Genomic DNA, 12,826 nt, shown 5'->3' on the forward strand with positions numbered 1-12,826 from the left:
TATCGCGCGTCTTCTTTTTCCATGCTCGTTTGGAGACACCGAATACTTAAAAGTTCAATCTTTATAAGGCCGGATCAATAATGGGTGCGGTGGCTGTTGAAAGTCACTATCCAAGCATCCAGCTCAGCCTGCAGTTCTTCAATCTACAAGGTAAATCTTGCGGCGGAACGCCACTTGGTAGAACTCCTGCAAGATGGTCCTGTGAAACCGCTCACAGATACCGTTGGTCTGCGGATGGTTGGCTTTGGTCCTGGAGTGCTCAATGTCGTTCAGCTCCAGATAGGGTCGGTATTCATGGTTCTCAGGCTTGCTGCAGTATTCCATCCCGCGATCCGTCAGGATACGCAGACACCCATGCCTCGTTTGGTGAAGAACGGCAGCACCCGATCGTTGAGCAAGTCGGCTGCCAGATTCAATAAGCCTAACTTGTGTTTGATTACATTCTGTTGAACACTACTCACGGGGTTACTCATTTGTGCTTATGCGCTTGGTTAATAAAGATTCGCACCTCTATCAAACCTGGTAACCCCACCTTTTGGCAAGGCCCGACTGTCAGATCAAATCGAAATTACTACAATTTAATTTCACCGGCATGTGTGTATAGAAGTGACACGCAGCGGTTGCACAGTGTTACGCTCATGCTCATGACAGCTGCCCGGATATCATTGTCGAAACTTTTAAAGTTTCATGTCTACACAACCTCCGGCGCTGTCAGTTACTCCTTTCGGCTTTCTAATTCTTCCCAACGCACCATAAGTTCCATCAGCTCATTCTCGATATCCGCTGAACGTTCCTGAAACTGTCTCGCCTGATCTGGATTTTCTCGGTATAAACTTCCTGAACTCAAACTGGCAGCAAGTTTTTCCTGTTCTTGCTCCAGAGTCCCAATCCGCAGCGGAATCTGCTCCAACTCACGAGCTTCCTTAAAACTTAACTTCGTACAAAGTCTGGGCGCCACCCCGGCTTTCTGCTGCAACGACTTAACCGGGGTAACAGTACTCGCAGGCATACGCTGCTGCATTGCCTGCTGCTTCTTGACCCGCACCCAGTCTTCGTAACCGCCAACATACTCCGCCAATTTTCCGTCACCCTCAAAGGCAATCACCTGCGTAACCACGTTGTCAAGAAAGGCCCTGTCATGACTCACCAGAAAAAGTGTACCTTCATATTCGGCAAGCCGTTCCTCTAATAACTCCATTGTTTCAATATCCAGGTCATTGGTAGGTTCATCCAGCACCAGCACATTAGCCGGGCGACTGAACAGGCGTGCAAGCAAAAGGCGGTTCCGCTCGCCACCGGACAAACTTTTTACCGGCGACCGGGCCCGTTCCGGAGCAAACAAAAAATCTCCAAGATAACTGATGACATGCTTGCGCGCATTACCGATCTCAATAAAATCAGCCCCTTGGCTGATCGTATCTGCCAGTGTGTCTGCCTCGTTCAGTTGCACCCGTAATTGGTCAAAATAAGCCACTGCCAGCCTGGTTCCCAGTTGAACCTTTCCACTGTCCGGCGCCAATTCTCCCAAAATAATTTTTAACAATGTGCTTTTACCAGACCCATTGGGTCCCAAGAGGCCAATCTTATCCCCACGCTGAATCCGGCAAGAAAAATCCTTTATAACTTGCCTTCCTCCAAAGGATTTACTGATATGAGAAAGTTCTGCCACCAACTTCCCGGAACGGTCACCCGCATCCAGGTTCATTTCAACTTTGCCTATACGCTCGCGTCGCGCACTCCGCTCTTGCCGTAAATGCTCCAACCTTCGCACGCGCCCCTGGTTGCGCACACCCCGCGCCCTGATACCCTGGCGTATCCATACTTCTTCCTGTGCCAGTACCTTATCAAATTTTGCCTGATGAACCGCTTCATCCTGGAGCATTTGCTCCTTTGTATTCAGATAGGCTGCGAAATTCCCCGGAAAGCTGGCAAGATTACCCCGATCCAGCTCGATTATTCGGGTAGCGACGTTATCGAGGAACCGTCGATCGTGAGTCACGAACAACACACTTCCTCGAAAATTGCAAAGCAAATTTTCCAACCATTCGATCGACGAAAAATCAAGGTGATTGGTAGGCTCATCCAGTATCAACACCTCTGGCTCTGCCACAAGCGCCTGCGCCAGTGCCACGCGCTTCCGCATTCCTCCGGACAGATCTCCAATACGACTTTCCGCATTCAGTTCCAGGCGCTGGGTCGCCGCCTCGATCCGAGTCTGCACAGCCCAACCATTCTGGGCCTCAAGCCTGGTCTGGAGCGTTTGCATCGCTTCCAGCAAAGTATCATAATCCGCATCCGGCTCTGAAAGCCGAAGGGACAATTGGTGATAATCGGTGATAATTTGCTGTAAATCGCCCAACCCACGCGCAACTTCTGCAAACACGGTAGAGCTTCCTTCGAGTACCGGCTCCTGAGCCACGTAACAGATACGTGCAGTCGGTGCGCGCCACACAGCACCATCATCCAGAACAGCCGAACCTGCCAGGATTTTGAGCATACTGGACTTGCCTCCGCCGTTTCTCCCGATCAGGCCCACCCGTTCACCTTCATCCAGTTGAAAATCCACACGATCGAGCAATGGCATATGAGCGTATGCAAGAAATGCTTTATCCAGAGTAATATAGGGCATCAGATATCAAATAAATAAAAAAATCACACAAAGGATCAATCCCGTGCTGACAACTGACATTCATTATCAGGGATGACTTTTGATCTGAAAACATGCAAAAAAAGATTCCTTCCCCGTTCCTGGAAAGGATACCCAAAAGATCGTTCAAGCTTTCATATCCGCCAGCAATCGGGTTAAATCCTCGACAATTTCTTTCGAATGCCGGGAAGTTTCAACCTTGTCATAAACCTTGCGAATTTTTGCCTGGGGATCAATCAGAAAAGTATATCGACGCGCCATTTTGACCACCCCCAGATTCTGAAGCACACCATATCGAGCGGCCACCTCTCCCCCTTCATCAGCCAACAACGGGAAAGGCAAAGCATATTTTTTTGCAAATTTAGCATGACTATTTCTGTCATCCACGCTAACGCCCACCACTCGGGCTCCCAGTACAGTCAATTGATGCAGATCATCACGGAATTTGCACGCCTGTTCCGTGCAGCCGGGCGTATCATCCTTAGGGTAAAAATAGAGCACAAGCCACTGACCGCGGAAATCCTCCAACGTATATACCTTTCCCTGCTGATCAGGTAATTTAAAATCTGGTGCAGTTTCCCCAATTTTCGGTATCTTATCCGATGGGGCCAGAAAGCTTGCCAGCAACAACGCCACCAATCCCAATATACCCAATATGATTAATATCTTCATTTTATTTCACCGAATTTTGCACCGACCTGTCAGGCCATCATTATGGTTCAGCTCAAACACAGACTAACATCCGCCTCTTGCGACCCAACTGACCAGGTATTATCAAGCATCATTGCGCAAATGTCCTTTTCCCTACCCCCATTACCCCATGGCAGGAGCAGGAGACAAGGCATTTACCACTGTTTTGGGTAACGGAAGAATTTGTCGGCAGGCCATCGCTGCAATCAGTTCACCGGAAAGTCCGGAAGTGATAATGCCACGAGTTCCATGACCCAGGCTGACATACAGACCTGGCAGCAATCCACCCACTAGCGGCATGGCTCCCGGAACAGATGCTCTCACCGAAGCTCGGCCGCCAAATTTTTCAGCCATGACCGAATTTGCAAGAGAACTGGATATTCCTGCCAGCTTGGATAAATTCTCAACATGATCCGATGCGCGCAAGTCCACCGTGTCATCATTAAAGCCATGCGTTGCTCCAAGCATATGTTTCCCCTGAAAAGATGGCGAAAAATACCCTTTGGCACAGACAATTGTCCGAAGATTTTTGCTTCGCGATGAAGCCGGCACCAGTGAAATCTGTCCGCGCACCGGGGTCACTGGCAAATGCGACAATTGTGTAAATGATTTAATCTGATAGCCCGTGCAAACCACCACCACCTGAGCGTCGTACGACCATGTCTGCTGTAACGCATCTTTTCCTGCTACACTCCAGCCGCCATCAACCCCCCGTATGGATTCCACCTGATAACCAGTACGCTGCTCAATACCCGCAGTCCTAGCCAATGCTGCACACAACACAGGAGGAACCAGCCAACCACCGGAAGGAAACCAAAGCCCTCCATATTCCAGCTTGATCCCCGCCAATCTGGATGCTTCCTCAGCATTCACCCGATGCAACAAATGAGCAGGCCAGTCGAGTCCAGCAAGCTGATTAATGCGCTTTTCTTCCTGCACAGAAAAAGCCAGCTGTAACTCACCACACTCTGCACGGGCAATCCCATCCACTGGCAGCTTATCATCCAGCCAGGCGAGACCATGTCCGTAGGAAGCAAGCAAAAAACGTTGCAACGGATTCATGCCTGCGTTTAAGCGCAGGTGCAATATTCCGCGCGGGTTTCCCGATGCTGCGGAAGCCAATGCAGGCGCGCCTTCAATCAGTGTAACGGAAACACCGCGCATTGCAAATGCCGATGCGGCAGCGCACCCGGCAAGACCGCCACCAATCACAATGGCGTTCGATATGGATGACCGCGCAGAAACCTGACCGGAAAGACGGCCTTGCAGCATTTCGCGTTTACTGCCAAAACCCGGGGATTTGAACACCTGAAATCCAGCCTGCTCCAGTCCCCGTCGCACCGAACCGGCACAAGTATAAGTAGAAAATGTAGCACCCGGCCTCGATTTTCGCGCAATCTCCATGAACACAGGTTGCGTCCACATTTCTGGATTGCGTACCGGGGAAAAACCATCCAGAAACCAGGCGTCGACACCACCACGAACCTCCGTTATGGCATCCAGCACGTCCCCTATCACGAGCGTCAGGCGTATCCTTCCTCCACTAAATGACCAGCGGTTCCAGCCAGGAACCCGACGTCGCCATTTGGCACGTAGCTTTTCTGCGTACTGCTGTAAAACAGGCCAAAGAGATAAAACACTTTCCAGTTCATTGTCATCCAGAGGATATTTTTCCACGCTGAAAAAATCCAAACTACAGCCGGGCATCGTGACCTGATCAAATAATTGCCATGTGCTTATAAAGTTCAGACCCGTGCCAAATCCAGTTTCCCCAATGGAAAAACTTTCCCTGCCTGACAACAAGGAAAAGCGCTCGGGCAAGCGATTACCTTCCAGGTAAACATGGCGCTTTTCTTTTATTCCGGAATCGTGTGAAAAATAAATATCACTAAAACGGTTTGAAAAAGGCTGCCCGTCCTGCCAATCTAACATGAGAAAACAACATGGTGGCGATCTTCCAGGACGACTAAAACCAGCCTCGACAGATTGATTACACTCATAATGATCATCCCGGCAATACAAATTCCACGGAGTTCATACCTCTAATAGCTTTTAATTTTGATCGGACTACAACAGCCAGCCATATTTTCGGATAAATTCAGCGTACCACGCTGAATGCCCTACTGCTGTCCTATTGCAGCATCTTCGAACTGACCAGGATAACAGGAACCCGCTTTATCAATCCGGCGGACAGGAACGCAGGCTAAGCAAATTGATCGGCTGCTCTCCATCATGGTCCGTTTTCAAATATTTATATCCATGCGAACTTACAGCCACAACCAACCAGAAAGAAAACCCCCCTGTATATGTATAAAACCGCCATTTTCCCACAGAGATACCTGCAATTGCCTCTTCCACAGACAGTTTCCAGCGTTTCCCTTCCGCATCCACCCCACCTATTGATTTGACACGTTCATGAGCTAATTGACCATCCCCCTTCACGATACATGTAACTCGCAAATCATCCATTCTTTTCTCCTGCTAGCTATCCATAAAGACAGTATTGACCATAGTAATCACTGCATCCATCCCAAATGCCAATTCACCTCCCCAAAATCTGAAGTATGCATACGGACAGGAATACACTGATTAAACGACACCGTAATATTCAAATGAATAAAATTTTTGCCTGGTTAGATTTTCTGGATCATGACACATCCTCACTCCCTTTCATTCTGAAAACAGAACAGGATTTTATCTCGAACAACACAAAAAACTGTTGGTAACCCATATGCCGGATATTTTGAATCACCGCCATGAGGCAGCCTTGACATTCATTCACAACCACATGCGTGGTTCAGGATACTTTGCACTAATGCACCCTCATTAATATATGTCCGCTACACGTTGATTCAAGCGTGTCGTACAAATTTATTCATGACAGCAGTCCTGTATCCATTTTTGTTATTATTTATTATGGTGAAAAATGGTGAAAAGTATATTGTTCTTTGCATGATGAATCACCTGAAAACAGCAGAAGCTCCATCAGGCTAATTGAATTATTGCGGCATCCAGTTACTGCGCACCGAACGGGCAATCCTGAATATTTCTTCCAGCCTGGCACCATCCATTTCCAGCAGGGCATGGTTCAAGGCGGTCAGCTCCTGCATATACTGATGGAGCTCAACCAGCAATGCATCACGATTCGCCAAGCAAATATCGCGCCACATTTCCGGAGAACTTGCTGCGATACGTGTGAAATCACGGAATCCACTTGCGGCAAATGACATTAGCAAATCCCGATTCTCCCTCTGGGCCAAATTATGTACCAAGGCAAAAGAAAGCACATGTGGCAAATGACTGACCGCAGCAAAAACCTCATCATGCTGCTTTGGCGTTAACTCACTCACCCGTGCGCCGCACAGCTGCCATGCCAGCCTGATTCTGGCTACTGCATCTGCAGAGTTTTCCGGTAACGGCGTCAGCACCACTTTCTTTTCGTGAAAAAGGTCAGCACGCGCTGCTACGGCACCACTTTGCTCACCCCCTGCAATCGGGTGCGCCGGAACAAAGCGGTCAATATGTGCCGTCAGATTCCGGTAAGCATACTCAACCACATCGCCTTTAGTACTTCCGGCATCCATCACAAGGGTGTGCGGCCCCAGGCAGGATTCGATCCGGGCCATAATATCGGCCATCTGGCCAACCGGTGTTGCAAGAAAAACCAGGTCAGCATCACCCAGCTCTGCCTCGAAATCTGAACCACTACGAGTAATAATTCCCAGTTGCCTTGCCTGTTCCAGCGTTTGCGAGCTTCGACCAAAACCAATGATCTCCCCCACCGCATTTTTTCGCTGCAGGGCCAGCGCAAACGAACCGCCGATCAGGCCCACCCCAAATATAACAACCTTCCGAAACAATTGGTTGCCCACAGATCTCCCCGTATCTCCAGTTCAAATGAAACAAAGTTTAAAGAGTACGGCCAATCGCTGCGGCAATCCCGGTCAACACGCCCATCAGTTTCTTCAGCTCCTGCGGAGTCAGCGCCTGATCCGCATCACACCAGGCCTCACTAGGATTAGGATGCATCTCTACCAGTAAGCCATCTGCCCCCGCAGCAATCGCTGCCTGTGACAACGCAGCAACCATCCATGCCTTACCTCCGGCATGTGAAGGATCAACGATCACTGGCAGATGTGTCTCCTTTTTCATTACCGGGATGGCAGTTACATCAAGAACATTCCGGTAATATGTCTCAAACGTACGAATACCGCGTTCGCAGAATATGATATTGTGGTTTCCCCCAGCTGCAATATATTCTGCCGCCATCAACCACTCCGAAATGGTAGCTGACATCCCGCGCTTCAGAATTACAGGTTTGTTGATACGCCCTACTTCCTTGAGCAAATCAAAATTCTGCATGTTTCGGGTACCGATCTGAATGACATCCACATCATTTTCAAGGAAAGTATCCAGCATGCGGACATCCATCAGTTCGGTCACAATAGGCAGCTTGAACTTTTTGGCTGCCTGGCGGAACATGTCCAATCCCTCCACCCCTTTCCCCTGAAATGTATAGGGGCTGGTCCGGGGCTTAAATGCACCGCCACGCATCAAGCGGCAACCTGCTTCGCTAACGTACTGGGCGGACAAATCCATCTGTTGCTGCGTTTCAACCGAACAGGGTCCGGCAATAATCTGGATCTGGTTGCCTCCCAGCGGAATGCCACTGATATCGATTACCGTATTCTGGGGATGCGATTCACGGGATACAATTTTATATTGCTTTACGATGTGCATCGCTGACTCTACCCCGGGCAGCGGAGTAAACATTTCTTCGGTCAACTTGCGCTCATCACCAATGGCACCAATCACTGTCCGTTCAACACCACGGGAAATATTGGCATCCAGTCCGGCATCCTGAAGTTTTTTTACCACCACACCGATTTGTTCTTCGGTAACATCCCTGCTCATCACTATAATCACACTGTTTCTCCTAACGCCTGCTCCAGCGCAGACAAAAATTTCTCATTCTCACTTTGCAAGCCAATGCTCACGCGTAAATAATCCGGCATCTCGTAGTTAGCGATTGGTCTCACGATTACCCCCAGCTCCAGCAATCGACGATACATCCGGGCAGCACCGCTTCCCTCATTCAAGTCTGTATTGGGAATACGGCAACTTACAAAATTTCCATAGGATGGAATGTACTCAAGCCCTAATCGGGAAAGCCCTTGTGCAATCTGCTCCATCCCTTCGTAATTCAATTCGCAGGTCCGCCTTACAAAATCTTCGTCCTGCAGTGCAGCCACGGCAGCTGCCTGTGCTATACTGTTTACATTAAACGGCTGTCGAACCCGATTCAGCATATCCGCCACCTGCTCACTGGCCAGCGCATACCCCACCCGCAAACCTGCCAGGCCATATGCCTTCGAGAAAGTACGGGAAACAATCAAATTTGGAAAATCACGCAACCAGGCCACGCTATCGTAGCGTACATTTCCTGGTAAATATTCGTTATACGCCTCGTCCAGCACCACCAGAATCCGAGAAGGCACCGTTCGCAAAAAATCATGCAATTTGCCAGAGTCCAGAAAAGTTCCCGTTGGATTATTCGGATTTGCAATAAACACCATCTTTACTTCATGCTGCATTGCAGCCTGCCGCATCGCGGCAAGATCATGGCCATACCCTGCTGTAGCTGGCACACTGATCCCCAGCGCTCCTGCCGCTTGCACAGCAAGCGCATATACCGCGAATGCATGCCTGGAATAAACCGCTCTATCACCCGACGCAAGGAATGCCCGCGCTGCCAATTCCAACAGGTCATTGGAACCGTTGCCCAATACAATGCCGGCACGCTCAATCCCATATCGTTCGGATAATGCTTTTTTCAGATCAAATCCACTGCCATCCGGATAGCGACCAATATCACCGATTGCAGCATGCATCGCAGCAACGGCAAGTGGACTTGCGCCAAGAGGGTTTTCATTGGAAGCCAGCTTGACGATGCCTGTGATCCCCAGTTCGCGTTCCAGTTCTGCAATAGGTTTACCCGGCTGATAAGGAGCGATTGCGCGGACATATGAAGGAGCTAACTCGCAAAAATTCATTCGAAACCTTAACTAATTTTTTTTCATGGCCTACCCGGTTATACAAGCGGCCTCTTTATACATTCAGTAAATTTTTTCTGGATCGTTCTTATGTGGTAACCGGATAGGATCCCAACGTTTTTACAAACGCTGCAGCCTGCCTGAGTTCATCCAGGGCAAGAGCCACTTTTGGTTCAAGCTGATGCCCCTCAATATCCAGAAAAAACACGTATTCCCATATCCCAGAACGGGCGGGTCTTGATTCCAGCCTGGTCATGCTGACATCATGCCTGGCCAGTGGCGCCAACAAATCATAAACCGCACCCGAGCGATTGGGTGCGGACATGACCAGAGAGGTCTTGTCTTTTCCGGATGGTGCCACCTCCTGATCCCCAATCACCAAAAAACGGGTGGTATTGCGCGGATCATCTTCAATATTTTCTGCTAGAACCGGAACATCGTAATTTGCAGCAGCCATCACACCCGCGATAGCTGCACTGTCCGCATGCTTTTCCAGCGACAGTAATATCGCCTGTGTATTACTTCCTGCAGCAATACGTTCAGCAGCAGGCAAATGCGTATTCAGCCAGGACTGGCACTGCCCCAGGGACTGCGCATGGGAAAACACGCGCTTGATGGCTGAAAGGCCAGCCGCTCGTGAAATTAAACATTGATGAACGGGAAGCATCACTTCGCCGCAAACTTTGAGATGGCTCTGCAGCAACAAATCCAGGGTACGGCCTATCGCTCCCTCTGTGGAGTTCTCAACCGGCACCACTCCGTAATTTGCCTTGCCACTTTCTACCGTATGAAAAACATCATCGATCGAATTGCAAGGCTTGCCCAGCACCGCATGGCCAAAACGCTTTTCCACGGCTTCCTGGCTGAAAGTGCCACTTGGCCCGAGATATGCAACACATAGCTGTGTTTCCAGCGCACGGCAATGCGACATAATTTCAACAAACAATTGCGTAATACTCTGGTCTGGCAAAGGACCCGGGTTATTTCTGACCATACGCTGCAATATCTGCGCTTCCCGCTCTGGCCGCAGCACGGTACTTTCTCCCTTGACGTGCCCGATTTTCCTTGCCAGTGCGGCACGCTGATTCAGGAGCCTGAGCAAATCATCATCAATCCGATCTATTTGCCCCCTATATTCCTTGAGTTCCTCGCCCATGATTCATGCGTACCTATTGCTTAAGCTTTCAAGGGCAGATCACGCACCATGAGTACGCCCGGAATTGAGGCAATTTTTACAATCATGTCAGGTGGGGTCGCAATATCTGTATCTACCAGTGTATACGCCATCTCACCATGCGACTTATTGATCATATTGTGAATATTGATGCCGGCGCTTGCCAATGTAGTCGAAATCTGGCCCAGCATATTCGGCACATTGGAATTGGCAATGGCAATACGGAAAGACGATTCGCGCGGCATGTTCACATTCGGGAAGTTTACCGCATTCATCAAATTTCCATGCTCCAAATAGTCACGCACCTGCTCCGCCACCATTACCGCACAATTATCTTCCGCTTCCTGCGTGGACGCCCCCAAGTGCGGCAACGCTATCACTGCAGGATTATTCTGCATTTTTTCCATTGGAAAATCGCATACATAATAGCGGATACGCCCGGATGCAATCCCCGCCAAAACCGCATGCTCCTCCACGATCGCATCACGCGCGAAATTAAGCAGTACGCTGCCCGGTTTCATCATCTCTATACGCCGGTCATTGATCAGGCCTCTCGTAGCCTCCAGCAATGGGATGTGCAGGGTTACAAAATCGCTTTGTCTAAGCAAATCCTCTATGCTGTTTGCCTTCTTAACCTGGGAAGGCAGGCTCCATGCACCTTCTACAGTAATTTCCGGATCGTATCCAACTACATTCATACCCAGTCCAATAGCGGCATCCGCCACCAGGCGTCCGATGGCACCAAGCCCGATCACCCCCAAGGTACGGCCGCGTATCTCAATTCCTGCATAATGCTTTTTGCCCTCTTCTACCAGCTTGTGCAAGGTGGCATTGTCCCCAGTCAGATTGGCGGAAAAATGCAACGCAGGGATCAGGTTGCGTGCAGCCATCAACATGCCGGCGATTACCAGCTCCTTGACTGCATTGGCATTCGCACCAGCCGCATTAAATACCGGAATCCCCCTCAGATTCATCTTTTTTACCGGCACGTTATTCGTACCGGCCCCGGCCCGTGCGATTGCTTTCACACTCGCCGGGATATCCATCTCGTGCATATTGTGCGAACGCACCAAGATCGCATCCGGATCTGCGATATCGCTGCCCACCACATAATTTGCAGCAGGTAGCCGGCTCAACCCAACGGTTGAAATTTTATTCAAGGTCAATATCTTAAAAGTTTTATCCATGTCGCTTTGCAAAATGTGTAAGGAACTCAACCAGGGTTTGCACCCCTTCCAGCGGCATCGCATTGTAAATGGAAGCACGCATGCCACCGACAGAGCGATGTCCCTTCAGTTGCAGCAGGCCATGCTGATCTGCCTGTTTCAGGAACTCGCCATCCAGGCTGGCATCTTTCAAGGTAAATGGCACATTCATGCGTGAGCGATCAGACCTGACCACCGGACAATTATAAAAACCGTTGCTGGCATCAATCGCATCGTACAACAAATTGGCTTTTCTGATGTTGAGCTGCTCCATCTGGACCAATCCACCATTCCGTTTGAGCCAACTGAATACCAGGCCAGCCATGTAAATTCCGAATGTCGGCGGAGTGTTATACATGGAATCATTATCGGCATGAATCTTGTAATCCAGCATGGTCGGCATGCCGGGGGTAACCTTGCCAATCAGGTCTTCCCGGACTATGACAATGCACAAACCTGCCGGGCCGATGTTTTTCTGCGCCCCGGCATAAATCAGGCCATATCTGGATACATCGACCGGACGGGATAAAATATTCGACGACATATCTGCCACCAAAGGGACATCGCCGCTTTCCGGAATCCAGTTGAATTCAACCCCTCCTATCGTTTCATTTGAAGTATAGTGCAGATAAGCCGCTTCCGGATCACACTTCCATGTCTCAAAAGCAGGCACGTTAATAAAATTCTGGTCCGCGCCACTTGCCACGATATTCACTTTGGCAAATTTTTTCGCTTCCGCAATTGCCTTTTTGGACCATTCGCCAGTATTTACGTAATCAACCGATAATTTGTCACACAGCAAATTCAGCGGGATCATTGCAAACTGCAAGTGCGCCCCGCCTTGCAGAAACAACACCTTGTAGTTTTCCGGGATGGACAGCAGGCTGCGCAAATCTGCTTCCGCCGTCGCTGCTATCCCCATGAACTCTTTACCGCGGTGACTCATTTCCATAACGGACATGCCACTGCCATTCCAGTCCAGCAACTCCTCGCGTGCCTGCTGCAATACGTCACGCGGCAACACTGCCGGCCCGGCACTAAAATTAAAGATTGTCAT

Annotated in this window: 10 protein-coding genes and 1 pseudogene; all 11 read right to left on the reverse strand. The window is 49.6% G+C overall.

Annotated elements, in window-relative coordinates:
- Nucleotides 1-80: 80 nt before the first annotated feature.
- Nucleotides 81-407, reverse strand: a pseudogene (locus KJA68_RS10085) (integrase core domain-containing protein); the annotation flags it as partial.
- A gap of 308 nt (nucleotides 408-715) precedes the next feature.
- Entirely contained in the window at nucleotides 716-2,629 is a 1,914-nt protein-coding gene (locus KJA68_RS10090) for an ATP-binding cassette domain-containing protein (protein WP_213036815.1), read from the reverse strand.
- Nucleotides 2,630-2,773: 144 nt separating this feature from the next.
- Nucleotides 2,774-3,319, reverse strand: a complete 546-nt coding sequence (locus KJA68_RS10095; RefSeq protein WP_213036816.1) for a peroxiredoxin — start codon at nucleotides 3,317-3,319, stop codon at nucleotides 2,774-2,776.
- A 141-nt stretch (nucleotides 3,320-3,460) separates the two neighbouring features.
- Complete coding sequence (gene mnmC / locus KJA68_RS10100) at nucleotides 3,461-5,269, reverse strand: bifunctional tRNA (5-methylaminomethyl-2-thiouridine)(34)-methyltransferase MnmC2/FAD-dependent 5-carboxymethylaminomethyl-2-thiouridine(34) oxidoreductase MnmC1 (protein ID WP_213036817.1); 1,809 nt, start codon at nucleotides 5,267-5,269, stop codon at nucleotides 3,461-3,463.
- A 246-nt stretch (nucleotides 5,270-5,515) separates the two neighbouring features.
- On the reverse strand, nucleotides 5,516-5,806 hold the full coding sequence (locus KJA68_RS10105; protein ID WP_213036818.1) for a DUF3892 domain-containing protein: 291 nt from the start codon (nucleotides 5,804-5,806) through the stop codon (nucleotides 5,516-5,518).
- A gap of 530 nt (nucleotides 5,807-6,336) precedes the next feature.
- The gene (locus tag KJA68_RS10110; protein ID WP_246487145.1) at nucleotides 6,337-7,197 is read right to left on the reverse strand and encodes a prephenate dehydrogenase; all 861 of its coding nucleotides are present in this window, start codon (nucleotides 7,195-7,197) and stop codon (nucleotides 6,337-6,339) included.
- A 49-nt stretch (nucleotides 7,198-7,246) separates the two neighbouring features.
- The gene (aroF, locus tag KJA68_RS10115) at nucleotides 7,247-8,263 is read right to left on the reverse strand and encodes a 3-deoxy-7-phosphoheptulonate synthase (protein ID WP_213036820.1); all 1,017 of its coding nucleotides are present in this window, start codon (nucleotides 8,261-8,263) and stop codon (nucleotides 7,247-7,249) included.
- Nucleotides 8,260-9,390 (reverse strand): histidinol-phosphate transaminase, encoded by a 1,131-nt coding sequence (gene hisC, locus KJA68_RS10120; protein WP_213036821.1) that lies wholly within the window; start codon nucleotides 9,388-9,390, stop codon nucleotides 8,260-8,262. Before hisC ends, aroF begins: the two co-directional genes overlap by 4 nt.
- 88 nt (nucleotides 9,391-9,478) lie before the next feature.
- Nucleotides 9,479-10,546, reverse strand: a complete 1,068-nt coding sequence (gene pheA, locus KJA68_RS10125) for a prephenate dehydratase (RefSeq protein WP_213036822.1) — start codon at nucleotides 10,544-10,546, stop codon at nucleotides 9,479-9,481.
- Nucleotides 10,547-10,566: 20 nt separating this feature from the next.
- Nucleotides 10,567-11,751 carry a 3-phosphoglycerate dehydrogenase family protein gene (locus tag KJA68_RS10130; RefSeq protein WP_213036823.1) on the reverse strand — a complete coding sequence of 395 codons (1,185 nt, stop codon included), beginning with the start codon at nucleotides 11,749-11,751 and terminating at the stop codon, nucleotides 10,567-10,569.
- Entirely contained in the window at nucleotides 11,744-12,826 is a 1,083-nt protein-coding gene (gene serC / locus KJA68_RS10135; RefSeq protein ID WP_213036824.1) for a 3-phosphoserine/phosphohydroxythreonine transaminase, read from the reverse strand. The genes KJA68_RS10130 and serC overlap by 8 nt, the downstream gene beginning before the upstream one ends.

It is taken from the genome of Candidatus Nitrotoga fabula (genome assembly GCF_905221025.1).
GTDB classification, from domain to species: Bacteria; Pseudomonadota; Gammaproteobacteria; order Burkholderiales; family Gallionellaceae; genus Nitrotoga; species Nitrotoga fabula.

Bases quoted from the DNA above. Each gene is read 5' to 3' on its own strand.
- mnmC (WP_213036817.1), bottom strand. From the start codon at position 5,269: ATGTTAGATTGGCAGGACGGGCAGCCTTTTTCAAACCGTTTTAGTGAT.
- KJA68_RS10090 (WP_213036815.1), bottom strand. From the start codon at position 2,629: ATGCCCTATATTACTCTGGATAAAGCATTTCTTGCATACGCTCATATG.
- pheA (WP_213036822.1), bottom strand. From the start codon at position 10,546: ATGGGCGAGGAACTCAAGGAATATAGGGGGCAAATAGATCGGATTGAT.
- serC (WP_213036824.1), bottom strand. From the start codon at position 12,826: ATGACAATCTTTAATTTTAGTGCCGGGCCGGCAGTGTTGCCGCGTGAC.
- KJA68_RS10105 (WP_213036818.1), bottom strand. From the start codon at position 5,806: ATGGATGATTTGCGAGTTACATGTATCGTGAAGGGGGATGGTCAATTA.
- KJA68_RS10130 (WP_213036823.1), bottom strand. From the start codon at position 11,751: ATGGATAAAACTTTTAAGATATTGACCTTGAATAAAATTTCAACCGTT.
- hisC (WP_213036821.1), bottom strand. From the start codon at position 9,390: ATGAATTTTTGCGAGTTAGCTCCTTCATATGTCCGCGCAATCGCTCCT.
- KJA68_RS10095 (WP_213036816.1), bottom strand. From the start codon at position 3,319: ATGAAGATATTAATCATATTGGGTATATTGGGATTGGTGGCGTTGTTG.